This is a genomic window from Thermaurantiacus tibetensis, from assembly GCF_015354055.1.
Lineage (GTDB): Bacteria > Pseudomonadota > Alphaproteobacteria > Sphingomonadales > Sphingomonadaceae > Thermaurantiacus > Thermaurantiacus tibetensis.
The window spans coordinates 189801-214443 of sequence record NZ_JACHTM010000001.1; the positions used below are offsets into that span (position 1 = coordinate 189801).

The 24643-nt window shown below is 71.8% G+C and carries 22 protein-coding genes; 10 read left to right on the plus strand and 12 right to left on the minus strand.

Annotated elements, in window-relative coordinates:
• The first annotated feature begins 89 nt into the window (after window positions 1–89).
• On the plus strand, window positions 90–848 hold the full coding sequence (locus H3H34_RS00975) for an alpha/beta fold hydrolase (RefSeq protein WP_194743405.1): 759 nt from the start codon (window positions 90–92) through the stop codon (window positions 846–848).
• Here H3H34_RS00975 and H3H34_RS00980 read toward each other — a convergent pair.
• Genes H3H34_RS00980 through H3H34_RS01000 form a run of 5 tightly spaced genes read right to left on the minus strand, consistent with a single transcriptional unit; the run spans window position 845 to window position 5671 of the window.
• Complete coding sequence (locus H3H34_RS00980) at window positions 845–2404, minus strand: FAD-binding oxidoreductase (protein WP_194743406.1); 1560 nt, start codon at window positions 2402–2404, stop codon at window positions 845–847. The two genes, H3H34_RS00975 and H3H34_RS00980, sit on opposite strands and share 4 nt — an antisense overlap.
• 3 nt (window positions 2405–2407) lie before the next feature.
• A complete protein-coding gene (locus H3H34_RS00985; protein WP_194743407.1) occupies window positions 2408–2779 on the minus strand; it encodes a hypothetical protein in 372 nt (123 codons plus the stop codon).
• A complete protein-coding gene (locus H3H34_RS00990; RefSeq protein WP_235945226.1) occupies window positions 2776–3987 on the minus strand; it encodes a class I SAM-dependent methyltransferase in 1212 nt (403 codons plus the stop codon). Before H3H34_RS00990 ends, H3H34_RS00985 begins: the two co-directional genes overlap by 4 nt.
• A complete protein-coding gene (locus H3H34_RS00995; protein ID WP_194743408.1) occupies window positions 3984–4901 on the minus strand; it encodes a polysaccharide deacetylase family protein in 918 nt (305 codons plus the stop codon). Before H3H34_RS00995 ends, H3H34_RS00990 begins: the two co-directional genes overlap by 4 nt.
• Window positions 4901–5671: a maleate cis-trans isomerase family protein gene (locus H3H34_RS01000; RefSeq protein WP_194743409.1), complete on the minus strand. Its 771-nt coding sequence runs from the start codon at window positions 5669–5671 to the stop codon at window positions 4901–4903. Before H3H34_RS01000 ends, H3H34_RS00995 begins: the two co-directional genes overlap by 1 nt.
• 121 nt (window positions 5672–5792) lie before the next feature.
• Here H3H34_RS01000 and H3H34_RS01005 point away from each other — a divergent pair, with 121 nt between their 5' ends.
• The 6 genes from H3H34_RS01005 to H3H34_RS01030 all read left to right on the plus strand — a co-directional run bounded on the left by H3H34_RS01005 (window position 5793) and on the right by H3H34_RS01030 (window position 11595).
• Window positions 5793–7028: an FAD-dependent oxidoreductase gene (locus H3H34_RS01005; protein ID WP_194743410.1), complete on the plus strand. Its 1236-nt coding sequence runs from the start codon at window positions 5793–5795 to the stop codon at window positions 7026–7028.
• Between the two features lie 57 nt (window positions 7029–7085).
• On the plus strand, window positions 7086–7574 hold the full coding sequence (locus tag H3H34_RS01010) for a DUF3598 domain-containing protein (protein ID WP_194743411.1): 489 nt from the start codon (window positions 7086–7088) through the stop codon (window positions 7572–7574).
• A 106-nt stretch (window positions 7575–7680) separates the two neighbouring features.
• Window positions 7681–9072 carry an MFS transporter gene (locus H3H34_RS01015; protein ID WP_194743412.1) on the plus strand — a complete coding sequence of 464 codons (1392 nt, stop codon included), beginning with the start codon at window positions 7681–7683 and terminating at the stop codon, window positions 9070–9072.
• Complete coding sequence (locus H3H34_RS01020) at window positions 9072–10121, plus strand: class I SAM-dependent methyltransferase (protein ID WP_194743413.1); 1050 nt, start codon at window positions 9072–9074, stop codon at window positions 10119–10121. Before H3H34_RS01015 ends, H3H34_RS01020 begins: the two co-directional genes overlap by 1 nt.
• Entirely contained in the window at window positions 10118–10405 is a 288-nt protein-coding gene (locus H3H34_RS01025; RefSeq protein ID WP_194743414.1) for a hypothetical protein, read from the plus strand. The genes H3H34_RS01020 and H3H34_RS01025 overlap by 4 nt, the downstream gene beginning before the upstream one ends.
• Window positions 10402–11595: a serine hydrolase domain-containing protein gene (locus tag H3H34_RS01030; RefSeq protein ID WP_194743415.1), complete on the plus strand. Its 1194-nt coding sequence runs from the start codon at window positions 10402–10404 to the stop codon at window positions 11593–11595. The genes H3H34_RS01025 and H3H34_RS01030 overlap by 4 nt, the downstream gene beginning before the upstream one ends.
• Here the strand turns inward: H3H34_RS01030 and H3H34_RS01035 are convergent.
• Genes H3H34_RS01035 through H3H34_RS01055 form a run of 5 tightly spaced genes read right to left on the minus strand, consistent with a single transcriptional unit; the run spans window position 11592 to window position 16791 of the window.
• Complete coding sequence (locus H3H34_RS01035; protein ID WP_194743416.1) at window positions 11592–12848, minus strand: serine hydrolase domain-containing protein; 1257 nt, start codon at window positions 12846–12848, stop codon at window positions 11592–11594. The two genes, H3H34_RS01030 and H3H34_RS01035, sit on opposite strands and share 4 nt — an antisense overlap.
• Window positions 12845–14059 carry an MFS transporter gene (locus tag H3H34_RS01040; protein ID WP_194743417.1) on the minus strand — a complete coding sequence of 405 codons (1215 nt, stop codon included), beginning with the start codon at window positions 14057–14059 and terminating at the stop codon, window positions 12845–12847. The genes H3H34_RS01035 and H3H34_RS01040 overlap by 4 nt, the downstream gene beginning before the upstream one ends.
• A 14-nt stretch (window positions 14060–14073) precedes the next feature.
• Window positions 14074–15222 carry an aromatic ring-hydroxylating dioxygenase subunit alpha gene (locus tag H3H34_RS01045; protein ID WP_194743418.1) on the minus strand — a complete coding sequence of 383 codons (1149 nt, stop codon included), beginning with the start codon at window positions 15220–15222 and terminating at the stop codon, window positions 14074–14076.
• Window positions 15219–16112 (minus strand): SMP-30/gluconolactonase/LRE family protein, encoded by an 894-nt coding sequence (locus tag H3H34_RS01050; protein WP_194743419.1) that lies wholly within the window; start codon window positions 16110–16112, stop codon window positions 15219–15221. The genes H3H34_RS01045 and H3H34_RS01050 overlap by 4 nt, the downstream gene beginning before the upstream one ends.
• Window positions 16105–16791 (minus strand): TetR/AcrR family transcriptional regulator, encoded by a 687-nt coding sequence (locus tag H3H34_RS01055; RefSeq protein WP_194743420.1) that lies wholly within the window; start codon window positions 16789–16791, stop codon window positions 16105–16107. The genes H3H34_RS01050 and H3H34_RS01055 overlap by 8 nt, the downstream gene beginning before the upstream one ends.
• 226 nt (window positions 16792–17017) lie before the next feature.
• Between H3H34_RS01055 and H3H34_RS01060 the strand changes: the two genes are divergently transcribed.
• The 3 genes from H3H34_RS01060 to H3H34_RS01070 are packed head-to-tail and all read left to right on the plus strand — an operon-like array spanning window position 17018 to window position 22557.
• Window positions 17018–19648: a TonB-dependent receptor gene (locus tag H3H34_RS01060; RefSeq protein WP_194743421.1), complete on the plus strand. Its 2631-nt coding sequence runs from the start codon at window positions 17018–17020 to the stop codon at window positions 19646–19648.
• Between the two features lie 12 nt (window positions 19649–19660).
• On the plus strand, window positions 19661–21271 hold the full coding sequence (locus H3H34_RS01065; protein WP_194743422.1) for a ferrochelatase: 1611 nt from the start codon (window positions 19661–19663) through the stop codon (window positions 21269–21271).
• Window positions 21268–22557 (plus strand): MFS transporter, encoded by a 1290-nt coding sequence (locus tag H3H34_RS01070; RefSeq protein ID WP_194743423.1) that lies wholly within the window; start codon window positions 21268–21270, stop codon window positions 22555–22557. Before H3H34_RS01065 ends, H3H34_RS01070 begins: the two co-directional genes overlap by 4 nt.
• Here the strand turns inward: H3H34_RS01070 and H3H34_RS01075 are convergent.
• Window positions 22554–23831 (minus strand): metal-dependent hydrolase family protein, encoded by a 1278-nt coding sequence (locus H3H34_RS01075; protein ID WP_194743424.1) that lies wholly within the window; start codon window positions 23829–23831, stop codon window positions 22554–22556. The genes H3H34_RS01070 and H3H34_RS01075 overlap by 4 nt on opposite strands.
• Before the next feature lie 25 nt (window positions 23832–23856).
• Window positions 23857–24546 carry a hypothetical protein gene (locus H3H34_RS01080; RefSeq protein ID WP_194743425.1) on the minus strand — a complete coding sequence of 230 codons (690 nt, stop codon included), beginning with the start codon at window positions 24544–24546 and terminating at the stop codon, window positions 23857–23859.
• Window positions 24547–24643: the final 97 nt, after the last annotated feature.

A 24643-nucleotide genomic window follows, 5' to 3' on the forward strand; every position in this document is an offset into this window, starting at 1 on the left:
GCTGCAGCAGGCGCTGCCCTGCCTCTCCGCCCTGCGGCAAGAGCGGCTGAAGGGCCTCGGCGTGGCGCGGAAGCCCGCAAGGGAGGGCCATGCGCAAGCGCTACGTCGACACGCCTGCCGGCCAGGTCCATCTGCGGGAGGAAGGCGCGGGCCCGCCGCTTCTCCTTCTCCACATGACCCCGCTCTCCGGGGCGATGTTCGCCCACCTCGGGCCGGCCTTCCCGGGCGTTCGCCTCCTCGCGCCCGATCTCCTCGGCTACGGCCGCTCCGACCCGCGCGGCGACCCGTGGCAGGTGGCGGACTGGGCCGCCTCGCTTGTGAGCGTCCTCGATGCCGCCGGCGTGGAGCGCGCGGCCGTCTACGGCGCGCATGTCGGCGCGGCCGTCGCCCTCGAGCTTGCCGTCCGCCACCCGGCGCGCGTCTCCCGGCTGCTGCTCGACGGCCTGCCCTTCCTCACGCCCGAGCTCAGGGCCGCCTTCGCGGCGATCGGCAGCGCGCCCCGGCCTGCTACGCTCGGCGAGGTGGTGGGGCGAGTCGAGGCGCTGCTCGGCGAATATGGCGCCGGCGACCCGTTCGCCGCCATGGCGGACTATCTGGCAACCGGCTTCGTCTCGTCGGCTCCCGTGATGGCTGCGTGGGACGCAGCGCCGCTCCTTGCCGCGGTACGGGCGCCGCTCCTCGCGCTCGGCGCCGAGGGTGACAGCCAGGCGGCCAGCTTCGCGGCGACGCGGGCGCTCCGCCCCGAGGCCAAAGCCCACCGCTGGCCCGGCACGCACCCGCTCCACGACCGGGCGCGTGCGGAGGAATTCGCTGCCCCTGTCCGTCGCTTTCTCGGGGATGCCGGCTAGAGGCCGAGCGCGCCCGGCGAGAGGATGCCGTGCGGGTCGAGCTCGCGCTTCAGCGCGCGCACGAGGGCGAGGCTTGCCGCATCGCGCGAGGCTGCCCAGGGGTACACCCGCCCCACCTGGAAGTGGGCGGCGCCGTGCGCGGCCATCAGGTCGATGATCTCCGCCTTCATCCGCTTCACCTCGGCGCGGGCGGCGAGGTTCTCGGGGAAGTGGGCGATTGTCTTCTGGTGCTCGGGCGGGAGCGTGCGCTCGTGGTAGATGGTCTGGCAGTCGGGCCAGTAGAAGGTGGGCTCGTAGACGAACCCGTGGCCCTGGATGGCCATGAACATCCGCCCCGAGGTGATGCGGTGCTCTTCCATCACGGCAGCATTCGCCGCGAAATAGGCCTCGAGCGCTGCGTGGAAGGGCCCGACCGCATCATGCGCGAGGATCGCGTGGAACGGCACCCAGCGCTCGCCGCCCGGCCCCACCACGTTGGTGAGCGGCGCAAACGGCATGGAGCGCACGACGGTCGGCACCGTCTCGGGAATGCGTTCGGCCCCGTGGGCGGCGAAGATGGCGGCGATTCGCGCCACCCGGTCCTCGGCCTCGCGCGGCGAGACGCCTTCGGCGATGTAGTGGACGGCGAAGCTGGCCTGGCGCAGCGCCCGGTCGCCGGCAGCCGCCATCTTGGCGAGCGCCTTGACGCCCGCGCCGAGCGAGCCTGCGCCCTTCATCACCTGCCGCGCGATCTCGGCCTTCTGCGCGACGCCGGCGTTGCGGCCGATCTGGCCCTGCTGGAGGGTGGCGTCGAGGCCGAAGTTCTCGTCATCGAGCGCTTCGAGCCCGACCTCGCGCATGGCCGCGTGCATGGCCGCGAAATCGCCGAGGCTGAAGCTCGCTGCCGCGAAATGCTCGCGCCGGCGCAGGAGCCGGAGACGCACGCGCGCCTTGACGCCGAGGGCGCCGCAGTCGCCGGTGAAGAGGCCGGCGAGATCGGGCCCGTAGTGGCGGAAGTGCGGCGCGCCCGTCGAGAGCAGCGCGCCCGTGCCGGTGACCACGTCGAGCCCGACCAGACTGTCGGCCGAGACGCCCCAGATCCCGGTGCCGTGGCTGATGCTGTGCTGGCTCATCGAGCCGCCGACGGTGGCGGCAAGGCCTGAGAAGGGCCCGAAGAAGGGGGTGCGCAGCCCGTGGGGAAGCAGGGCGTCGCGCAGCTCGGCCCAGGTGACTCCAGCCTCGGCCGTCACCACGCCGTTGGTTGCGTTCACCTCGATCCGCTTCAGGCCCGACATGTCGAGCGTGATCCCGCCGGCGCGCGCGTGGGTGTAGCCGTCGGTGTAGGAGGCGCCGCCGCCGCGCACGGCCACCGGCGTCCCGGTCTCGGCGCAGGCGGCGACCACCGCCTGGAGCGCCTCGACCGAGCGCGGCCGCGCGACCGCAAGCGGGATCTCGCCGGCTGCGAACACGTCGGTGCCGGCGAAGCGGCGGTCGGCCTCGTCGGTCAGGAGGTCGGCGCCGAGGATCGCGGCGAGCCGCTCGAGGAGGTCGGGGAGGGGGCGGGCGGCAGTCGCCATGGGTCAGCCTTTCGCGATGGAGTCGAGGGTCTCGCGGAACGCGGCCTCGGTGTCGCCGCGGGCGGCGTCGGCCGCGTCCTTTCGCGCGAGATAGTAGAGGCGGGCGAGGAAGGCCTGCCGCCACGCCTCGCGGCGGGCAAGATCGGCCTCGGTCGGCGCGAAGGCCTCGATCTCGGCCTCGGCGTCGATGCCGTGGCGGGCGAGCACCTGTTCCAGCGTGTCCTGCCGTTCCTTGAGCGCCGCAAGTTCGGTCGCAAGCACGAGGATCATGCTCATGGCATGGTCGAGGCCGGGGTCGGCGTGGAACTGCGGCCGCTTGCCGCGCGCGTCGCGTGGCGGCTTCGCGGCGGCGTGAGGTGTGGCGGGCGCGTTCATTGGGGCTTCCTTGCGACCAGCACTTCCCAGCCGCCGCCCGGTGCATATTCGCCGGCGGTGAACTCGCGCTCGACCAGCGCCTCGGCGCCGGCATAGTGCGAATCTGCCGCCGCGAACTCCATCACCGCCATCGGTGCGGTGTCGAACCGGGCGTCGGGGAAGCCCGCCGCCTTGGCGAGCGCGATCTGGTCCACCTCGCGCATCGCCCCCCAGAAGGGCTCGTTGTTGTACCAGGTCTCGTTGTCGAGGATGAACTGGGCGAACGGGTCCATCCGGTCGAAGGGCGGCAGGTCGGCGTGGATCATGTAGCCGCCGGGCTTCAGCAGCCGGAAGCATTCGGCGAAGATCCGCGGCATGGCCTTCCCGCTCGTCTCGTGGAGCAGGATGTGGCTGACGACGAGGTCGAAGCTCGCGTCCGGAAAGCCGGTCGACTCGGCGTTGCGCTGGAGGAAGGCAACGTCGAGCCCGAGGCCCGCCGCGCGGGCGTGGGCGTAGCGGACGCACGGGGCGGCGACGTCGATCCCCGTCACCTCCGCATCCGGGAACAGTTCCTTGTAGGGGAGAGTGGAGTGGCCGACGGTGCAGCCCATGTCGAGGATCTTCGTCGGCCGGAAGTCCGGCAGCCGCCGGCGGATGTAGTTGGCGACCGACCGGCCCATGTCATCGTTCATGGGGCCCATGTAGCCCATGGCGTAGAGGTAGACGCCGCGGTCGTAGAGGGCGCCGGCCGCGACGTCCCCCGGGCCCGTCTCCCCGGCATAGCCGCCCGGCATGCAGTGGATGTCGAGCGCCGTCACGTAGCGCGGCGTGGGGAAGGCGGGGTCGGTCTCGAGCGGCGCCCGGGCTGACGCGGACAGGCGCGCGGCGGTTTCGTTCAGTGCTTCGTGCTGCCGCTCGATCGAATCGATCACGCTGTCCCAGAGCAGTTCCTGGGCGATCCGGTTGGCCCCGGCGTAGAGCTGGAAATAGGGGTCGGCCAGCATGGCCTTGCGGATGTCGTGGCGGGTCTCGGGCGGGCGGCCGGTCTCGCGCGCGAAGCGGGGTGCGGCGCGGTTGCGGAACACCGGGTCGAGGCCGGGCAAGAGGCCCTGCTGCACGAAGGTCTTCATGGCCTTGGCGAAGTCCTGCCGCGCCCGCTCGTCGTGCGTGGGCCGGGGCAGCACGGGGTGCTCGGCCTGCTGGAAGATGTTGAGCATCTGGACCGTCATTGCCGGGTCTCCTCAAGGATATGGTCGGCGGCGACGGCGAGATAGTGGCGCGCGATTGCCTCGCGCGTCGTCCACCAGACGCCGGGCAGGCGCTTCGCGTGGGCCAGGAACTCGCGCAGCGCCCGGATCCGGTAGGCTCGCCCCGAGACATGCGGGTGAAGGCCGACGTTCATGATCCGGGCCGTCTCCTCGCCCTCGGCATGGAGCACCTCAAGCTCCTCGACGAGGATGTCGCGGAACTCATCCGTCGTGTGGCCGCGCCGGGTCAGCAGGGTGAAGTCGTTGATTTCGTTCGAATAGGGCACGGAGACGATCGGCCCCTTGGCCGTGCTCACCAGATAGGGCTGGTCATCGTTCATGAGGTCGCACCAGAACAGGAGCCCCTCCTCCGCCAGGATCTCCGCCGTTGCCAGTGTGCCGCGAAGCGAGGAGGAAAGCCAGCCCATCGCCGGTCGGCCCATGTGCGCGCGGTAGACCTCGAGCGTCCGGCGGATGACCGCGCGCTCGCGCTCGGGGTCTCCGGCCAGGTCGGTCAGAAGCTCGCCCTGCTCCCAGTTGTGGGCAAGAAGCTCCCAGCCGCGCGCCTTGACTGCCTCCGTCATGGCGGCGCGGCGCTCGAAGGTGACGGCATTGGCCGTGCAGCTTGCCGGCACGCCCATCTCGTCGAACAGGCGGAACAGCCGCCAGATGCCGACCCGCTGGCCATATTCGCGCCAGCTGTAGTTCGGGAAGTCGGGCACGCGGCCGGGCAGGAGATCGGGCAGCACTGCAGGCCCACCGGCGTAGTAGGGCCGGTCGGTGTCCTTCACGAGGTCCCAGGTCTCGAGGTTGAGTGTCAGGATGAGGGCGACCCGCTTGCCGTCGGGCCAGCGCAGTGGCCCGCGCGCCGGCAGCGGGACATAGGGGTAGTCCATCAGAAGTCCTCGAGCAGGCGGCCGAAGCCGGCCACCTTGTCCGGGATGCCGTTGGACCGCAGCGCCCACCAGTAAGTGGCGGTGTTGATGGCGACCACAGGCTTCTCGAGCCAGAATTCCGCCATCGCCGCCACCCGGGCGAAGGCGAGGTTGGTGCCGCACTGGACGATCGCGTCCACGTCCGGCCCGTTCACGCGCTCGACGGCGCGCTTGAGCTCGGTCTCTGAGACATGGGCGATGAGCCGGGGCGAGGCGCACTTCAGCCCCTCGAGCGCGACGACGTCGTAGCCGCAGTCCTCGAAGTAGCGGCGCACCTGCGCATCGCCCACCGGCATGTAGGGCGTGATCACGGCGATGCGCTTCACGCCGCCATAGGCCTTGAGCGCCTCGTGGACGGCCTCGCTTCCCATCACCACGTTGAGCCCGGTGCGCTGGCGCAGGTTCGCGTGCATCCGCGCCGCACCTTCCGCGCCATCCCAGAAGGTCTCGGCCGACATGCCCATGATGAGGTCGTCGGGCGCCATCGACATCGCCACGTCGACCGCCTCGAGCGTGGCCGCGCGGATGTTCTCGAGCATCGCCATGAAGCTCGCATCATCCGTCACCCGCGTGTCGGGAATGGAGATGCGGGCGAAATGGTTGGTGACGCCGCGCGGCCGCATCGAGTCGTACTCGGGCTGCACGCTGGTGTTGGTGGACGGAGCGACGACAGCGAAGAGCTTGCGCCACCCCAGGCTGTCGCGGGTCTGTGCGGGCACGGTCTCGGGCATGGCGCGGGGAGTGCAGCAGCCACGTCGCCTGCGTCAGGGCGGCGGAAGCGCTCTCCGCCTGCCGGAGACTTTCCGCCGCGCAGGGGGCATCCCTGGCGACCTGCGCGAGAGGCATGCGCCCATGACGTCCGCCTGCGCCTCCGTCCTGTCCCCCGACCTTCCCGTGGAGGCCCGCGCGCGCGACTGCGAGGTGCTGGTGGCAGGCGGCGGGCCTGTCGGGGCGGTCGCGCTCGCTGCCCTTCGCGAGGCTGGCGTGGATGCGCTCGTCGTCGAGGCAGCGCCCCAGCTGCCGGAGGATCTTCGCGCCTCCACCTTCCACCCGCCGACGCTCGAGATGCTCGACCGGCTCGGCCTTCTTGCCGAACTTCTGCCGCAGGGCCTCAAGGCGCCGGTCTACCAGTATCGCGTGCGTGCAACCGGCGAGGTGCTCGCCTTCGACCTCTCCGAACTGGCCGACGTCACGCCCTTCCCCTTCCGCCTCCAGTGCGAGCAGTGGAAGCTGACCCGCCTCGTCCGGTCCCGCTTTCCGGACCGCGTGGTCATGAACCGGCGGGTGGTGCACTTCACCCAGGACCGCGAAGGGGTCACCGTGCATCTCGAGGGCCCGACCGCGATCGAGACGGTGCGCACGCGCTTCCTCGTGGCGGCCGACGGGGCCAACAGCCTCATCCGCAAGTGGCTCGACGTCCACTTCGACGGCTTTACCTACCCCGAGAAGTTCCTGACGCTGTCCACGCCCGAGCCGCTCGAGCAGCATTTCGAGGGTCTGGCCTACGTGAACTACGTCTCCGACCCGCGCTGGTGGCACGTGATGCTCCGCGTGCCCGAGCTGTGGCGGGTGCTCGTGGTGGCCGACGAGGACATGCCCGACTCCGAGCTTCTCGCCGACCGCACCAAGGAGCGGGTGTTCGACCGGCTGATCGGCAAGGCCGATGTCGAGACCCGGCACCGCACCATCTACCGCGTCCACCAGCGGGTCGCGACCCGGTTCGACCATGGCCGGGTGCTGCTCGCTGGCGACGCCGCGCACCTCAACAACCCGCTCGGCGGCCTTGGCATGAACAGCGGCATCCACGATGCGATGAACCTCGCCGAGAAGCTCGTCGCGATCCTGAAGGAGGGTGCCGACCCTGAGGAGCTGCTGCCCCGCTACGGCCGCCAGCGCCGGCAGGTCACGCAGACCTTCATCCAGGAGCAGACCCGGCGCAACAAGGCCATGATCGAAGCCGAGGAGGAGGCCCGCCGCCCGGTCTTCGACGAGATGGCGCGCACGCTTGCCGACCCGGAGAAGCGCCGGGCCTACATGCTCCGGCAGGCCATGTTCGCGAGCCTTGAGGAGGCGGCCGCCATTGTCTGATGCCGCCTGGCCTGCCCGTGCGCTGCGTCGCCCGCCACGACTGCCGGAGGCCCTGCCATGACGACTCCTGCCGATGCCCTGCGTGCCGCCATGCCGCTCCTTGCCCGCCACGAGGGCCGCTGGACCGGCACCTACCGCTACGTGACGCCCGACGGCACGCTCATCGACCGGCACGCCAGCGAGCTGGTGTGCAGCTTTCGCGACGACCCGGACTTTCCCTACTTCCAGACCAATGCCAGCATCTGGCCCGACCGGCCGCGGCTCGACATGGAATATCCGGCCCGCTTCGACGGGCAGGGCATCGCCTTCGACACGCCGATCATCCGCGGCCGCTTCTGGGAGACGGGGGGCGACCCCACAGCAAGCACCATCCTCGGCCACTGGGTCTGGACCGACCCGAGCTTCATTCCCTTCCCGGCAGACGCGATCGAGATGTTCGAGATGATCCAGCTCTCGCGCTGCGGGCGCTACCGCTCCCGGGTGTGGCAGTGGCTGGATTCGGGTCGGCTCGTGCTGCGGACGCTCATCGAGGAAGAGCGCGCCTGAGCCGCGGCGCGCCTCGCGCCAGGGGGTCACGGGGCGGGTTTCTCCGCACTGCGGAGAGATTGCGGTGCAGGCGCGAAATCCGGGGGAAGGCGGGCATCGGTTGGGCATGGCCACGGCCTCCGCTCCGCTCCTCGATGCGGCCGCTCCTCGGGCAGGCGTCGCGCCCGACGACCAGCGGATCCCGCTTGGCGTCCGCCTCGGCTGGGCGACGGGCTCGATCGGCACCGTCACCATCCTTTCCACCACCTCGCTCCTTCTCCTGTTCTACATGACCGGCCTGCTCGGCATGGCGCCGGCGCTCGCAGGGGCGCTTCTGTTCGGCGCCAAGCTGTTCGACGCGGTCATCGCGCCGTGGATGGGCCGCGTCTCGGACCGGTTCGCCAGCCGATGGGGCCGTCGCCGGCCCTTCCTGCTTGCCGGGGCGGTCGTCTCGGCGGCCGCCTTCCTGCTGCTTTTCGCGCCTCTCCCGCTCGACGGCGCGGTCGAGGCCGCGTGGATGGTGGGCGGGCTCCTGCTGCTCGCGCTCGGCTACACGCTCTTCAACGTGCCCTATCTCGCCATGCCGGCGGAGATGACCGCCTCGCCCAAGGAGCGGACGGCGCTTCTCTCCTTCCGCGTGGCCTTCGTCGCGCTGGGGAGCGCGCTCGTCGGCTTCGCGCCGAAGGTCGCAGCCGCCCTCGGCGGTGACCGGGCCGCCTGGGCGCTGACCGGCGCCGGTCTCGGCGCGATCGTGTTCCTCGCCATGGGCGCGGCCTTCGTCGGCTCGCGCAACGCCCGCGCGACGGCGCCCGTTCCCGGCCAGGACGGCGGCGGGCTTGCCGTGGTGCTCGCGAACCGCCCGTTCCTGCTGCTCCTGGCCGCCAAGGTGCTCCAGCTCGTGGGCCTGGCGGCCATGCAGGCCTCGATCCTCTTCTTCATGGTGCAGGTGCTGAAGGCGAGCGAGGGCGTGGTCGGGATCTACGTGGGCCTTACCACGGTTGCGATGCTGGCCTCGATGCCGGTCTGGGTCGGGCTCGGCCGGCGCTGGCCCAAGAAGACGCTCTTCATCCTCGCCTGCCTCGGCTACGCGCTCGTCAAGCTCTCCTTCCTTCTCGCCGTGCCCGGGGAGCCGGCGCTCCTCCTCCACCTGCGCGGCGTGGCCGGCGGCGTGCTGACGGGCGGGGTGCTTCTCATGGGCCAGTCGCTCCTGCCGGATGCGATCGACTGGGACTGCCGGCGGTCCGGCATCCGCCGCGAGGGCCTCTACGCCGGCGCCTACAGCCTGGTCGAGAAGGCGAGCATGGCGCTGGGGCCGCTTCTCGTCGGGCTCATCCTCTCCGGCTTCGGCTTCGATCCGCAGGCGGCGCGCGCCGGCGTGGCGCAGGGGGAGGTGGCGATCGCCGGAGTCTATCTCGGGGCTGCGCTCCTGCCCGCGCTCCTCTATGCGGCAAGCACGGTCCCGCTTCTCTTTTACCGGATCGACGAGGCGGCCCTCGAAGCGGCCGCGAAGGAGGGCTGATGGAGTTCGTGCTGCGCCAGCGAGGCAGGGCGGAGATGGAGTTCCTCGTGAGCCTTGCGCAGGCCACCCGGCCGCTCGGGCCGCGCTGGCAGGCCGAGCTTGCCGCCGCCGGCGTCACCGAGGAGACGCTGCCGGACGATCTCGACTCCGCCCACGCCATGGTGGCCGACGCGCTTGCCGGTTCGGACGCCTTCGCAACCGCAGCGCTCATCGGCGACTTCGCAAGCGTCGCCCATGGCCGCGCGGCGGCTGCGGCCTTTGCCGAATCGGCCGACCTTCTTGCGCCCGAGCTTGCCCGGCTCGAGGCGGCGGGCCCCGCGACCCTCCGGCCCGATCCGGATCTCGTGCCGCCGGCCTACTGGGACGGCGTGTGGTTCCACCGCACGACCGGCGGCTGGAACGGCCACCCCGAGATGGGCTTCATCCACGGCGAGCTCATCCACCGCCACTATGTGGCGAAGACCTTCCCCGGCGACATCTTCGCCCAGCGCGCAAGCGTGCTCGCGCTTCTGCCGCGCGCCGACTATGCCGACATCTGCGAGCTCGGCACCTCCTCGGGCCATTACACCGTCGCCCTCCAGCGCACCTTCCCGACCGCCCGGATCACGGGCATCGAACTCTCGCTTCCCATGCTGCGGCAGGCGCTGCGCGTGGCCAACGAGAACGGCTGGGCCTGGGACCTGCGCCAGGCCGCAGCCGAGGCGACCGGCCTTCCCGACCGGAGCTTCGATCTCGTCACCTCCTACATCCTTCTCCACGAGCTTCCGGCCGATGCCACCCGCGCCGTCTGGCGCGAGGCCTTCCGCCTGCTGCGGCCCGGCGGGCAGGTGCTGATGGCCGACGTCACGCCCTATCGCGTACTCGGGCGGATGGGGTCCTGGCGCGCCGACTGGCTGGCGCAGCGCGGCGGCGAGCCCTGGTGGCGCGAGGCCGCCACCCTCGACAATGCCGAGGCCGCGCGCGCCGCCGGCTTCGTCGACGTCGTCGAGGGCGGCCCGGGCGGCGCCCCCTACCCCTGGGTCACGATGGGCACCCGGCCGGCGGCATGACCGACGCTGCTGCTGCGAGCCGCGCGGCAAGCGCCGGCGCGTCGCTCCACCCGGGCCAGCTCGACCATCTGGGCAAGGCGCTGCTTGCGCTCGCACGCGAGCTCTGGGTCACGCGCGACCGGCTGATGGTGCTCGAAGCCGTGCTCGAGGCGCGCGACATTCCCGTCTCCCAGGCAATCGCCGACTTCCAGCCCGACGCAGCGCTGGCAGCCCGGCTTGCCGCCGAGCGCGACGCGCTGGCCCGCGCCATCGTCGAGACGCTCGCGCCCGAGACCGGCGCATGAGGGCGTGGGCGGCGCTCCTCGCCGCCGCGGGTCTTCTGGCTCACCCGCCGGCTGCAGGCCAGGCGCCCGCCGACGAAGCCGCCATCATCATGGCCCGGGCGAGGGCGCTTCCGCTCGAGCGCGGGGTGGAGGCGGTCGAGGCCTATGTGCCCGCCGAGACGGTCAGGGGCGGCAGCGGCCGGCCGCTTCCGGCCCGGGGGCCCGAGCGCGCCGGCTTCGACCCTGCGGCGCTCGAGAAGGCGGCGCTCTGGGCAGAGGCGCGGCAGAGCCATGCCCTCCTCGTCGCCCGCGACGGCCGCCTCGTGCTCGAGCGCTACTGGAACGGCTTCGGCCGCGACTCGCGCTTCTCGACCGCCTCGATGATGAAGGCGGTGATGGCGCTCGCCTATGGCCCGGCAGTCGCCGAGGGGCGGATCGGCCTCGACGATCCCGTCGGCCGGCACCTGCCGGAGTGGCGCGAGGACCCCCGCGGGCAGATCCCCATCCGCCGACTGCTCGCCATGGAGTCGGGGCTTGCCTTCCCGCCGCAGCCGCCGGGGCCGCCCTCGCCGGCCTCGCCGACGCTCAGGATCATGTTCGCGCCCGACATCCGCGCGGTTGCGCTCGGCGTGCCGCAGGACGCGCCGCCCGGCACCCGCTTCGCCTATTCCAACTATGACAGCCAGCTCGCCGGCGAGGCGCTGGCGGCCGCCGTCGCGCCCGAGCGCTTTGCCGACTTCCTCTCGCGCCGCATCTGGAAGCCGCTGGATGCCGCCGACGCCAGCCTTTTCCTCGACCGCGAAGGCGGCTCGCCCCACTATTTCTGCTGCCTCCAGGCCCGTGCCATGGACTGGGTGCGCGTGGGCGAGCTCATCCGCACCCGTGGGCGCGTGAGGGGCCGCCAGCTCGTGCCCGCCGCCCACGTGGAGGCGATGACGGCACCCGCCTCCACCAACCCCAATTTCGGCCTGCAGCTCTGGCGCGGCAGCCCCCACGCGCCGGTGCGCCGCTATTCCGCCACCATCGCGCTCACCGTTCCGGCGGCCGAGCCCTTCGCCCGCGACGACGTCGTCTTCATCGACGGCGCCGGCGGCCAGCGCGTCTACGTCATCCCGTCCGAGCGGCTCACCATCGTCCGCATCGGCCGTGCCGCGCCCGACTGGGACGACAGCGCGCTGCCCAACCTCGTGCTTGCGGCGCTTCGCCGCTAGCCCGCCCGCCCGCCGACCGCCTCGGCGGCCGCCGCCCGGGCATCGAGCCCGCGGATGATGGTGTTGGGAAGCCGGCTGTTGTCGAACTCGCCGGGCATGCCCGGCCGGCGGGTGGGCGGCGGGCCGAAGCGAAGCACGACGAGATCGCGGCTTGGCACGATCCACATCGCCTGGTTGCCCGAGCCGTCGAACAGGAAGAGATCGTCGGCGAGATAGCATTCCGAGTGGAGCACGCCGACCTTTTGCGAACGCTCCGGGAACCAGCGCAGCCGCTCGACGCAGGGCCGGCCGATCCACATGTGAAGGCCCCAGTGGGGGTTGGCGGGCGAGGGGGTCACGGTTTCGGCCACCCAGCCCTCGGGCAGGAGCCGCTTGCCGTCCCAGACGCCGTCGTGCGCAAGCAGGATGCCGAGGCGGACGAAGCTTTCGGCCGGCAGCATCAGGCAGCAGCCGGCATGCGCAAGGCCGCCGGGGCGGTTCACATAGACGGTGCCGCCGGCAGCGCCGATCGGCTTCAGCAGCTCCTCCCCGAGAAAGTCGGCGTAGCGCCTGCCCGTCGCCCGCTCGATCACGATCGCGAGCACGTCGCTCGTGATCATCGAATAGTCATACTCGGTGCCCGGCTCATAGTCGCGGCGGGTCTCGTAGAGGAGGATCCGCTCGTGGTGGGGCGAGAGATACTCGCGCATGGTGAGCGACCATGGCGCGAAGTCGTTGTACTTGAACCTGCTGATCCCGCTCGAGTTCTGCAGGAAGTGGCGGATGGTGGGGCCCTCCTTGTCGGTGCCCTTCCACTCGGTCACGAAGTCCGAGACCGGCTGGTCGAGGCTCCGGATATGGCCCAGCGCGATCGCCCGGCCGATGAGGATGCCCACCACCATCTTCGCCATCGACTTCGACGCGATGAGATCCTGCGGCCGGTGGCCGCGGAAGTAGCTCGCGTGCTGGAGGGCGCCGCCCTGCCAGACGAGGAAGCCCTCGGCCTTCGTCTCCTCGGCGTAGCGCCGCGCCTCTTCGAGGAAGGCGGGCGCGACGGACGGCGTCGTGGCGACGGGAAGCGGGGTGAAGGGGGCGCCGGGCACGGGGTCGACGGGGTCGTACCAGTCGGCCCGCTGGCTCTCGCCGCGGAACTGCGAGACCGCCATGCGCATGTAGCGCTCCATGTACGCGAGGTTGGCGAGCCAGAGACCGCCGGCCAGCAGGAGGAGGGCGAGAAGCGCGAGCCCTGCCCCGCGGAGGAGCCGGCGCATCATGCCGGGCGTCCCGCGCGGATGGCCCTGCCGGCGCCCGCGGCGACGACGAGCGCCACGGCCATGAGCGCCGCGCCGATGAGGAAGGGGCTTGCCGGCCCCAGCGCCTCGTAGAAGCTGCCCGAGACCGCGGGCCCCAGGATCCGCCCCATGGCCGAGGCCCCCTGCGTCAGCCCGTTGACGAGGCCGCGGTCGGCATCGTCGGTGACGGCGGCAACCAGCGTCTGGTAGGCGGGGTTGAACACGCCGACCCCGGAGGCAGTGACGGCGAGGGCAGCGAGCATGGCGACCGTGCCGCCGGCGAGCCCCATGCCGAACAGGCCCATGGCATAGAGGAGGATGCCGCCGAGCGCCACCCGCTGCGGCCCGAAGCGGCGGGCAAGCGGAGCAGCGCCCGCCCCCTGGAGCGCCGCCGAGATGGTGCCGATGAAGCCGAAGGCGAGCCCCACGTCGCGCGGGGACCAGGCGAGCACGTCGCCGGCGAAGAGCGCAAAGGTGGTCTCCATCATGGCGGCCGAGCCGATGACGAGGAGCGCGACCAGCATGAGCGCCGCAACCGCGGGCTTGCCGGCCAGAACGTTGCGGGCCGAGGGGGCGGCACCGGCTGCGCCAGGCCCGGCGCGCCCGCCGGGCCGAAGGCTCTCCGGCAGCCGCAGCAGCACGAGGAGCACGGCCGCCGCGGTGATGCCGGCTGCCACCCAGGCCACGCGCGCGAAGTCGGCGGCGGCAGGCGCATTGCCCGCCACGAGGCCGCCGACGGCGGGGCCGAAGATGAAGCCGAGGCCGAAGGCGGCGCCAAGCAGGCCCATCGCGCGGGGGCGTGCCGCCTCGTCCGTCACGTCGCCCACATAGGCGAAGGCGACCGCGATGTTGCCGGCCATGAGCCCGCCGGCGAGGCGGGCGAGGCCGAGGGCGACGATGTCGGTCGCAAACGCCATCCAGACGTAGGAGACCACGCCCCCGGCCAGCGAGAAGAGGAGCGCCGGGCGCCGCCCCACCCGGTCGGAAAGCCGGCCCCAGAGCGGTGCGCCCAGGAACTGGCCGAGCGAATAGGCGCCGAGTGCGAGCGTGATGACCGCGGGTTCGGCCCCCAGCGCCCGGCCCCAGAAGGGGAAGACCGGGAGGACCACGCCGAAGCCCATGAGGCTCACGAAGACGACAAGGAAGAGCGGCAGGAGCTGGCCGCTGCCCGTCGCCCGAGGCACCTCCGTCATGCGGGCGCCATCCGTCACTCGGCCGCGGTCGCAAGCGGTGCCGCCGCGGGCGCCTTCGCCGGGATGAGCGGCACCGTCTTCAGCACGAAGTTCCGCCCCTGCGACTCGCGCCGGGCCGGCGAGGGGATGACGAGCGCGCGCTTGCCGTCGATGTGGTGCTTCAGCGTGTCGACGTCGATCGCCCAGCCGCGCTCGATGAGCGCGCGCCGGCGCTGGCGGAAGGCGTTCATGAGCCCGTCGGACTTGACGGAGAGCTCCTCGCGCAGGTCGGTCGGCACGATCTCGGGGCAGATCTTCTCGACGATCACCGTGTCCTGCTGGAAGATCCTGAGCACCCGCCGGCGCGAATCGCCGTCGAACAGCGGGGAGCGGAAGAAGTTCCGCGCCATGATCCAGCGGGTCACGGTGGTGGTCTCGTCGACGGGGGTGTTCACGTCGAAGATGACCATGTGCCAGCTGCTGGTGAGCCAGACGTCGAGCCGCATGGTGGCACCCGAAAGGTGGAAGCCGGGCTGGGCCTGCACGGGCGTGCGTTCCTTGCGCATCAGCTTCCAGATGCCCTTGGGCAGCGGCGGAATATAGGTGACCTTCGCCCGGGCGGACCATTCGTCCTGCTCCACCTCGAAGTCGTGGATCTCGGCCCGGTTGCGGTCCCCGAAGCTCGGGTGGACGAAGGGGGCGTGGCTGAAGTCGAGCCCGTTCTCGACGATCCGGGCATAGTTGGCCTTCCAGTGCCAGTCGCCGCGGATGGTGCGCCAGTTCGCGTGGTCGTCATACTCCGGGAAGTCGGGGAGCGGCGGCCGTTCGGCCTCGGGAAGGTCGCCGAGGAACACCCAGACCCAGCCGTAGCGTTCGACCACCGGGTAGCTGTCCACCCGGGCGCGCTTCGGAATCGGGGTCTCGGCGGGAAGGGAGGGGATCCGGCGGACGTTGCCCGCCCCGTCGAACAGCCAGCCATGGTAGGGGCACTCGAGGCAGCCCTTCTCGACCCGGCCCTCGCCGAGCGAGGCGCCGCGGTGGACGCAGACGTCGGAGACGCAGTGGGCGCGGCCCTCGGCGTCGCGGAACAGCGCGAAGTCCAGCCCGCAGATCCGGACCTTGCGCGGCGCGGCCCGGGTCACCTCGGCGGATTCGGCTGCGACATACCACTGGTTGATGATCATGGAACCTCCACGAGCGAGGCGAGCGAGGAGCCGAGGCCGAGGTCAAGAAGCCGCGTGACCTCGTGCGTGGCCAGCGCGACCTCGGCCAGGCGTCCGCCGAGGAAATCGAGGGCGAACACCGACGTGCCGGAGGGCCTGAGGACAACGTTCGCCCAGCCCGGGCGGCCGGAGGCCGGAGCGGGCAGCGGAATGCGGTCGAGAAGGCGGAGCGCATCCGGCGGCCCGGACAGGCGGAGGAGCCCGCTCCCGTTCGCGACGAGGAGGTCGCCGCCGGGAATGGCGGCCAGGCCGAACAGCATCGCGGGCGGGTCGGTCGCGGTGAACACGGCTCCGAGACGGCGGTCCTCCTCAAGGTCATGGGCATAGAGGAGCGGGCCGGTCTCGGAGAGGTGCCACAGCGTCACGCCGTCGGGCGCGAGCGCCATGTGGGTCACGCCGAGGAAGCCGCTCACCCCGCCGTTCCACGCGGTCGCGTAGGTGCGCAGCGGCCGGAAACCCGAGGTCACGCGATGCACCCGGCCGGTCCCGGCGAACGGACCGGCGGCGCCGCAGAGATGCTCCCCCAGGAGCAGCTCACCCGAGGGGAGCGCCACGACCGAGCCGAAGGGGTGGCCGCCGAGGTCGGGGTCGGGCAGGCGCCGGCCGTCGGCCCCGAACCGCGCGACCTGGCGGGCCTGCGGGTCAAGCGCGAGGAGCGAGCCGTCGGCAAGCAGCCCGAGGCCGGCGACGAGCCCGGTGCCGCCGGTCTCGCATTCGGCCTTCAGGGCAAGGTCGGGCCCGAGCAGGCGCAGCGCCGAGCGCCCGGTCGGGTAGCGGGCGCCGGCCTCGAGCCGGGTGGCGGTGACCACCAGGTCGCCCGAGGCGAGCGGCAGAAGGGACCGGTCAGTCACCTTCGCTCGCCCGCCCGGCGGCAACGAGAACCCGCTCGACCATTTCCATGACGGCAAGCCACGGAGTCTCGGCCGAGAGGTCGAAGCCGAAGAAGCTCGGCTGGTGGTGGGCGCGCAGGCCGAGGTAGGTTGCAACCGCGTAGGCGACGAGGTTGAGCGCCGCGAGCGCCGGGCGGCGGAGCGCCGGGTCGGACGCGAGGACGCGCTCGAAGTCCGCGCGCACCAGCTGGCGGACATGCTCGACGGCGTCCTTCACTTCCGCCGAGCGCAGGAACTCGCCGGCAAGCAGCTCGCAGAGCCTTGGGTTGCGGCGCAGGCTTTCCGCGTAGCAGCGGTTGACGTGGATGAGCTTGTCGGCGGGCGGACGGGCAAGGAACGCCTCCCACGGCTCGCCGATGATGCTCTCGAGGCTCTGCCAGACGGTGCGCTCGCGCACCCAGGCGCCGGCCACGCCGGCCAGCCCGCCGAACTGGTCGTAGAGCTGCTTCTTGCCGACCCCGGCTTCCTTGACGAGCGCATTCACTCCGAGGGCGGCCACGCCGCCCTGCTCGAGGAGGCGCTCGAACCCGTCGAGGATCGCCGCACGGGTCGCGAGCCGGCGGGCCGCCTGCCGCCCCGTGGGCTGCCCGGCGGCGGGCTCCGCTGCGTCGCTCGCCAGCCTTGCCAGTGGCTTGTTCATCCGCCTCCGCCACCTCGTGCCGTCCGCGGTGCCCGCGAAGCCGGCCCTCCTGCACGATACCCCTTGACGCGGCATCGAGTCGCGCGCAGAAATAGACCGGTCGGTCAACTTTTCAAGCCCCCACCCGGCAGGGTCCGGCAGGAGAAGGGGCGGCAGCCACGGTCCGGCGCGGGCAGCAGGGCGAACGCGAGCAGGGACAGGAACAAGGGACAAGAGGGGACGAGACATGACGGAACGGGACGGAGCGCGGGGTGCGGGGCGGCAGGCGGTGGCGGCCCTGCTCGCGGGCGCAGGGCTCTTGGCCTTCGCGGGGCCGGCGCGCGCCGAACCCGGGTCGGCGTCCGAGTCGGCTGCGCCCGAGGCCCAGCCGCTCCCCGGCTTCGCCGACATCATCGTCACCGCGCGCAAGCGCGCCGAGGCGCTCCAGGATGTGCCGCTCGCCATCTCCGCGCTCGACGAGTCGGCCATCTTCACCGAGGGGGTGCGCAGCGTGGCCGACGTCACCCGGCTGGTCGCCGGCCTCACCTTCGACATGGGCGGGTTCCTGAACGACACCCGCCCGGCGCTCCGGGGCATGCAGGCCGAGCGCGGGCGGCCCTCGGTCGCGGTGCTGCTCGACGGCCAGGACCTTTCGGGCGAGAACCTCGCGATCGCCGGCGGCGGCGCCAGCCTCAACGTCCGCCTGTTCGATCTCGCCCGGGTGGAAGTGGTGCGCGGGCCCCAGGCCGTGCTCTACGGCCGCAACGCCTTCGCCGGCGCCATCAACTACGTGACGCGCGAGCCCGCTAGCCAGTTTCGCGCCCGGGTCGCGACCGAGTTCGCAAGCGGCGGCCTGAAGGCGGTCGAAGGCGGAGTCGACGTGCCCATCCTCGGCGAGCGCCTCTCGGTCCAGGCCGGCGGCGCCTGGCTCGAGCGCAAGGGCTTCTACACCAACCCGGTCACGGGCGCGAAGGTGGGCGGCGGCGAGTCCGAAGGGGTCACGGTTGCGCTGCGGGTGCAGCCGGTCGAGGAGCTCAAGGTGGTCGCGCGCTGGACCCGCTCGGAGGAGCGGGCGCCCGAGATGGCGACCGCCTTCATCGGCTCGAACGTGCGCCTGCCAGCGCCCGGCGCCCGCTACTCGGCCGCACCCGGTGCGCCGGCCACCATTCCCTGCCCCGACAACATCGGCACGCTGCCGCCGCCGGCGCAGGCGCAGTGCACGCGGGGCACCTTCGTCGGCGAGCTTCGGGCAACCGAGGCCGACCTTCAGCTCTCTGCGGACCCCTTCACCGGCCGCCCCTTCGCCGGGCTTCGCTTCAGCCAGGATCTCGTTTCGGTCAACGCGACCTGGGACAGCGACTGGGGCACGCTTTCCTACCGGCTCGGCTACCTCGACAACCATTCGACCATCGTCCAGGACGGGGACTACGCCAACTTCCGCGCTCCGCCGGGCCTCGTGCTCGCCATCTCCGCGCTGCAGGACCTGACCTACGCCAACCGCGCCTGGGATCATGAGCTGCGCCTGTTCCGGAGCTTCGGCCGGGTCGACGTGCTCCTCGGCGCGCAGATCTTCTCGGAGAAGTCGTCGCTGGTCAACGCTGCGCAGTTCTGGCTCCGGAACCCCGATTCGCCCCTTGCCGGCCCGCCGTTCCGCCTCGCCACCGCGCCGCGGGCGGACTTCGCCTTCCCGGTCGTCAACACCCGCGACACCAACTACTATGGCGCGTTCGCGAGCCTCGGCCTCGACGTCACCGAGCGGCTGCGGCTCTCGGGCGACATCCGCTGGAACTACGACCGCATCGCATACACGATCTCGGGCTGGCGCTCGCAGGACGTGACCCTCTCGAACCTCCGGCCTGTCTGCCTGCCGCAGTTCCCGAACGGCGCCACCTTCAGCCCGACCAACCCGGCCGGCACCCCTCCGCCTGGCGTGGTGGCCGCCTGCCCGCGCGAGGCGACGCTCAAGTCCGAGAAGCTGACGCCCCGGATCACCGCCGAATGGCGGCCGGCGAGCGACCTCCTCCTGTTTGCCACCTGGGCCAAGGGCTTCAAGCCGGGGGGCTTCAACACCAACGAGATCGTCGAGCTCGAAGGCCAGCGCTACCGGCCCGAGCGCGTCACCGCCTACGAGCTCGGGGTGAAGTCCGCCTTCCCCGAGCGCGGCATCGTGTTCAACGCCAGCGCCTACTTCAACGACTATACCGACCAGCAGATCGGCGTGCAGAACACCAACGTGACCCCGACCGGACAGGTGGTGACGACGGCGGGCATCGTGAACGCCGGCAAGGTGGAGATCTACGGGGTGGAGGCCGACATCGAGTGGCGGGCAACCGAGCGGTTGCGGTTCAACGTGGGCTACGCCTTCACCCACTCCGACTTCAAGTCCTACATCCAGGGGCCGCCGCCGGGGGCATCCGCTGCGCTCTTCCAGCAGTGCGGCGTGCCGGCCGGGCAGACCAGCTCCGACCAGAACCGCGCCGAGGCGGGCAACATCTGCGCCGACTTCTCCGGAAACCAGGTGGGCAAGAGTCCGCGTCACATCCTGAACCTCTCGGGCGAGTATCGCACCTCGCTCTTCGCAAGCGACGACAGCTGGTTCCTGGGCCTTGCCGGGCGCTACCGCTCGAAGCGCTTCACCGACGAATCGAACCTCGCCTTCCTGCCCGAGGTGTGGCTGATGGAGCTGCGCGCCGGGGTGGACTGGAAGCGCCTGAGCCTCGTCTTCTTCGTCGACAACCTGCTCGATACCGACAAGATCCAGAACGCCCAGCGCAACGTCGACTTCGGCCGGCCCGAGGGCTTCGCGCCCGGCCGCGGCTTCCTCGCCTACCTGCCCAACCCGCGCACCTTCGGCGTGCGCGCGGCCTGGCGCTACTGACGCGCCGCCCGCGTGCTGCGCGAGCTTCGAGGACGCACGCGGGCCGGCCCGCCGCCCGAGCGCCAGCGCGCCGGCCTCGACCGTAGCCGCCGGCGCCTCGCCTGGATTTCTGGCGCCCTGCTCGGCGCCGGGTTCGTCGCCTTCCTCATCTTTCTCATGAACCAGCCGCGCGGCTGGCCCTTCCACTGGGACGCCCACCGCGCTGTCCTCGCCCAGCCCGCCGGCACGGTGGCGAAGGGCCGGACCGGCGTCGTCGTGGTCGCCCTCCTCCAGCCGTCCGGCTTCGAGACGGCGTTCACCGAGAACTTCATCGCCAAGCTGCTCGAGGTGGCCGTGCCCTGGCCGGTCAACCTGCTGGCCGCGCGCGACCGGGGCGTCGCGCTCATCGACCCGACCCGGCCGGACGCGACCTCCCCCTTCGAGCCCCGGGTTCTCATGGCCTTCGACGGCCGCACCGTCGACTGGGACGGCATTCCCTTCGTCGAGAAGCACCGGCGCGGGATGGTGGAGTGGGTGCCGCCCTCGTCCTCGGTTGCCGGCGACATCGGCACCTTCCTCTACCGGGGCCGCCGCGGCGGCACCTCGAACACGGCGCAGCGGGCGATGCTCAAGGCCCGCGCGCTCTACTACGCCCGGCTGCCCGGCGGCTATCTCCCGCAGCGGGACCAGACGCTCGCGATGATCGCGACGGCCCGCGGCCAGCTCGCCCGGCACCCGCAGGTCGTCGACACGGTGGTCTACGATGCCTTCGCGCCCCTTGCCCGCGAGCGGGCGCTCGAAGCGCTCCTCGACCAGGGTCTCGACACGCTGGTGGTGGCCTCGGCGCTTCCCATCCATTCGGCCTTCGAGGAGTATCGGGGGGCCTATCCCAAGCTCAAGCGCCAGGTGGACCGCTGGGCCGCGCGCACCGGCAGGCCCGCCCCCCGCCTCGTCTTCGCGCCGCAGATGGCCGATCTTCCAGCCTATGCCAACTTCTGGGCCGCGCACCTCGCCCGCGTCGCGCCCCCACCGCCCGCGCCCGACGCGGCTGCCACCCTCATCGTCACGCTCCACGGCCTGCCCGTCGCGCAGCGCCGGCGCGACCCGTGGGTCGCGAACAGCGACCGGGCGGTCGCGCTGCTGCGGGGCCCGCTCGAGCAGGCGCTCCTCGCCCGCGGCTGGCAGCGGGTGACGACCGTTGCCGCACAGGAAGCCTTCGCCGACTCGGCCGAGGACCCGGCCGACCGGCTGCTTTCGGTCAGGGAGGTGTTCGAGGCGGCCGCCACACGGGGGGATTCGCTCGCGATCGCGGTGCCAGTCGAGTTCCTCGCCGAGAACACCGACACCGTCTTCCTCCACAGCTTCCTCATGTTCGACGGCCTTGCCGGCTACCGCCGCTTCATGGGCCCGCCGGAGGGCATCGACTGGCAGCAGCCCTGGCTGCGGCGCTTCCGCCTGCGGAACACCGAGGTCGTCTTCGCCGGCACGCCAGGTGGCGCAGCCCAGGCGGAGGCGGGCCGGGTGCTTGCCGAAGCGGTCTTCCGCGTGCTCCCGGCAACCGGGAAGGTGAGTGCGCTGGCGCCCGCTGCAGCTGCCGAACCGGCTCCCGCACCCCGGGCCGAGACCGCCGGAGCGGCCCCGTGAGCCTCGCCCGGCTCGGCCCTGTCACGCTCGAGGCGGGCGTCTCGCGCACCAACGGCTGGGCGCTCCTCTACGCCGCGTTCGTGACGATCGGGCTCGTCACCGGCATGGCCGTGCTCACCCCCTATCTCCTCACCGAGACGCTGGGGCTCGACGAGGGCCGGCAGGGCCGGGCGCTCGGCACGCTGACCGTCGTCAACGAGCTGGTGCTGATCCTCGCCTATGGCCCGCTCGGCGCGCTCTCCGACCGGTACGGCCGGCGTATCGTCTACGTCGCGGGCTTCCTCGCCATGGCGACCGCCTATCTCCTCTTCCCGCTTGCCGGGAGCTTCGAGGCCTTCGCGGCCGTCCGCCTGCTCTATGCGCTGGGGATCGGTGCCGCGACCGGCATGTATGGCACGCTCCTTGCCGACTATGCCGTCGAGCGCGACCGGGGCAAGCTCGCGGCAATCGGCGGCATCCTGAACGGGCTTGGGGTGGTTCTCCTGGCGCTTGCGCTTGGCGCCCTTCCCGCCTGGTTCGCAGGCCGCGGCCTCGCCGGGGCCGACGCCGCGCTCGCAACCGGGGCGGCAGGCGCGCTTGCCTGCTTCGTCACGGCACTCCTGCTCTGGCTGGGGCTGAAGCCGGGCGCCCCGGCCGCGACGGAGCGTCTGCCGCTCGCGGCGATGCTCCGCCGCGGCCTCGCCGCCGCCCGCGCGAGCCCCGAGATTGCGGTCGGCTATGCCGCCGCCTTCGTGGCCCGCGGCGACCTTGCGATCGTCGGCATCTTCACGGTGGCCTGGGGCAAGCAGGCGGCACTCGCCGCCGGCATGGCTCCGGCCGAGGCGCTTGAGGCCGGGCGGCTTCCCTTCATCATCGCCCAGTCGGCCGCGCTCGTCTGGCCGCTCGCGCTGCTGGCCGTCATCGACCGCCTGCCGCGCGCTCTCATGCTGGCCCTTGCCATGGCGATCGGCGCGGCCGGCTACCTCGGCATGGGGCTCGTCTCCGACCCGCTCGGCGCGGGCGCCATTCCCTTCTTCGCCGCGCTCGGCATCGGCCAGATCTCGGCGGTGCTCGGCGCGCAGACGCTCATCGGCAAGTCAGCGCCTACAGATGCGCGGGGCGCCGTCATCGGCCTCTTCAACTTCTCCGGCGCGGTCGGCATCCTCGTTCTTGGCGTGGTTGCCGGCTGGGCCTTCGATGCCGTGGGGCCGGCCGCGCCCTTCGTGCTGGTGGGGGTGCTGAACGGCCTCGTGGCGCTGGCGGCGCTGGCCGTCCACCGCCGGGTGCCCGCCCGCGCGGCGGGCTAGTCGGCCCGGATCACCTCGCCCCCCTTCATCACGAAGCGGACCTGCTTCAGCGCCCTGACGTCGGCCAGCGGGTCGCCGTCGACGGCGATGATGTCGGCGGCCATGCCCGGGCGGAGCGCGCCGATCTCGCCCGCAAGCCCGAGCAGTTCCGCGGCGTTGACGGTTGCAGCCGCAATCGCGGTCGCCGGCGTCATGCCGTGGGCGACCATGAGTTCGAATTCGTCGGCGTTGCGGCCGTGCTTGGAGACGCCGGCATCGGTGCCGAAGGCGATCCTGACACCGGCCGGCACCGCCTGCTCGAGGCTCTTCCCCGTGATGGCGATTCGCCACTTCACCTTCTCGAGCACTTCGGGCGGATAGGCATTGGGGTCGGCAGCGAGCCGCTCGCGGTAGCCGTTCACGGTGGAGAGCGTCGGCACGTAGAAGGCGCCGCCTTTCCGGAACAGCTCGAGCGAGCGGGAATCGAGCATGGTGCCATGCTCGATCGAGGCCGCGCCATGGGCGAGCGCCAGGTTGACGCCGCCGGTGCCATGGGCGTGGACGGCGACCCGCTTGCCGTGCAGCCGGGCGGTTTCCATCACCGCCCGCGCCTCGTCCTCGAACATCTGCTGCTCGAGCCCGGCGCCGATCCGGCTGTTGACGCCGCCGGTGGTTGCGATCTTGATGACGTCGACTCCGCGGCGGATCTGCCGGCGGACCGCCTCGCGGCACTGTTCGGGCGAGTTGCAGAGATTGTCCTGCGGGATGCTGCCGTGGAGCAGCTCGGCGATGGCGAGCGTCGCGTCCATGTGGCCGGAGGTGACCGAGATGGCGCGGCCGGCATCGACGATGCGCGGGCCCTTGACCCACCCGGCATTGATCGCGTCCCTGAGCGCCAGCGTGGCCCCCGTGCGGTCGCCGAGGTTCCTGACCGTCGTGAAGCCGGCGTGGAGCGTCTTCATGCCGTTCCACTGCGCGCGCAGCGCAGCATGGCCCGGCGATTCGGTCAGCGCCTCGACGAAGGCAGCGGTGCCGCCGGCATCGGACGCGAGATGGACGTGCGAGTCGATGAGGCCCGGCAGGACGAAGCGGCTGCCGAGATCGAGCACCCGGGCGCCGGCGGGCGCCTGGCGGCCATCGAGCAGGGCAGTGATGCGCCCGTTCTCGACGACGATCGAGGTGGGGCCGCGCGGGGCCTTGCCCGGCTCGGCGAGCACCTGATCGGCCTGGATGACAAGGGTCTCGGCTGCGGCCGGAAGTGCGAGAAGCGCGGCGAGCAGCATCAAAGGCTTCATGAACGAACTCCCTTCGCGGCCGACCCTAGAAGGGTTTGACTGCACCGAAAAAGGCCGTCGTCAGGATGAGGACCCAGTAGAGGTAGGCGACGCTGCGGCCGATCGCGATCGAGCGGCCGAGCTGCGCTTCGAGCGCGGGGTTCGGCCCTTCGGCGAGCTTCGGGAAGAGCTTCTGCCATTCGTGCATGACGAGGCGCAGGATGACACCGATGACGAGCGCGAGCGCGTAGGTCAGCATCTTGGCTGCATACCAGCGCTCGCCCTCGCCGGCGGCGAGCGGCCCGTGGCCCAAGAGCGAGGAGACGGCGACGACGAGGAGCGTCGGGATGAGGAGGTAGCGCGTCCAGTCCTCGAGGTCGGAGAGCGGCTTGAAGCGCGGCGTGCCGCGGGCGAGGAAGGCGCTCCAGGTGAGCGCCATCCACGCCGCCCAGAGGATCCACATGAGAACGAGCCACGGCCCGCCGAGCGGCTGGAGCCCCCAGATGTGGCCCATGTGCAACCCCAGCGGCAGCAGGGTGATGATGCCGGTGCGGGCCATGATGTCGATGCGGTAGGCAGTGTCCATGTGGCGCAGCCGCTCGTCGAGCGGCAGGCGCGGGTTCACCACCTTGTAGCTGGTCTGGAACACGCCCCATTCGCCGCCGAGCCAGTAGACCATGGCGACGATGTGGAGCCAGCGGAGGATGGCGAGTTCGTGGGTCTGAAGAAACTCCATGTCGCACGATTCGCGGTGCGCGCCGCCGCAGTCCTTGACCTTGCGCAATCGCGAGGGTGGCACCCTGCCGCTTGCATGGCCGGAGGCTTGGGCCTAC

Bases quoted from the DNA above. Each gene is read 5' to 3' on its own strand.
- H3H34_RS01025 (WP_194743414.1), top strand. From the start codon at position 10,118: ATGACCGACGCTGCTGCTGCGAGCCGCGCGGCAAGCGCCGGCGCGTCG.
- H3H34_RS00990 (WP_235945226.1), bottom strand. From the start codon at position 3,987: ATGACGGTCCAGATGCTCAACATCTTCCAGCAGGCCGAGCACCCCGTG.
- H3H34_RS00995 (WP_194743408.1), bottom strand. From the start codon at position 4,901: ATGGACTACCCCTATGTCCCGCTGCCGGCGCGCGGGCCACTGCGCTGG.
- H3H34_RS01020 (WP_194743413.1), top strand. From the start codon at position 9,072: ATGGAGTTCGTGCTGCGCCAGCGAGGCAGGGCGGAGATGGAGTTCCTC.
- H3H34_RS01040 (WP_194743417.1), bottom strand. From the start codon at position 14,059: ATGACGGAGGTGCCTCGGGCGACGGGCAGCGGCCAGCTCCTGCCGCTC.
- H3H34_RS01080 (WP_194743425.1), bottom strand. From the start codon at position 24,546: ATGGAGTTTCTTCAGACCCACGAACTCGCCATCCTCCGCTGGCTCCAC.
- H3H34_RS01000 (WP_194743409.1), bottom strand. From the start codon at position 5,671: ATGCCCGAGACCGTGCCCGCACAGACCCGCGACAGCCTGGGGTGGCGC.
- H3H34_RS01035 (WP_194743416.1), bottom strand. From the start codon at position 12,848: ATGATGCGCCGGCTCCTCCGCGGGGCAGGGCTCGCGCTTCTCGCCCTC.
- H3H34_RS01045 (WP_194743418.1), bottom strand. From the start codon at position 15,222: ATGATCATCAACCAGTGGTATGTCGCAGCCGAATCCGCCGAGGTGACC.
- H3H34_RS01060 (WP_194743421.1), top strand. From the start codon at position 17,018: ATGACGGAACGGGACGGAGCGCGGGGTGCGGGGCGGCAGGCGGTGGCG.
- H3H34_RS01030 (WP_194743415.1), top strand. From the start codon at position 10,402: ATGAGGGCGTGGGCGGCGCTCCTCGCCGCCGCGGGTCTTCTGGCTCAC.
- H3H34_RS00975 (WP_194743405.1), top strand. From the start codon at position 90: ATGCGCAAGCGCTACGTCGACACGCCTGCCGGCCAGGTCCATCTGCGG.
- H3H34_RS01010 (WP_194743411.1), top strand. From the start codon at position 7,086: ATGACGACTCCTGCCGATGCCCTGCGTGCCGCCATGCCGCTCCTTGCC.
- H3H34_RS01075 (WP_194743424.1), bottom strand. From the start codon at position 23,831: ATGAAGCCTTTGATGCTGCTCGCCGCGCTTCTCGCACTTCCGGCCGCA.
- H3H34_RS00980 (WP_194743406.1), bottom strand. From the start codon at position 2,404: ATGGCGACTGCCGCCCGCCCCCTCCCCGACCTCCTCGAGCGGCTCGCC.
- H3H34_RS01005 (WP_194743410.1), top strand. From the start codon at position 5,793: ATGACGTCCGCCTGCGCCTCCGTCCTGTCCCCCGACCTTCCCGTGGAG.
- H3H34_RS01055 (WP_194743420.1), bottom strand. From the start codon at position 16,791: ATGAACAAGCCACTGGCAAGGCTGGCGAGCGACGCAGCGGAGCCCGCC.
- H3H34_RS01015 (WP_194743412.1), top strand. From the start codon at position 7,681: ATGGCCACGGCCTCCGCTCCGCTCCTCGATGCGGCCGCTCCTCGGGCA.
- H3H34_RS00985 (WP_194743407.1), bottom strand. From the start codon at position 2,779: ATGAACGCGCCCGCCACACCTCACGCCGCCGCGAAGCCGCCACGCGAC.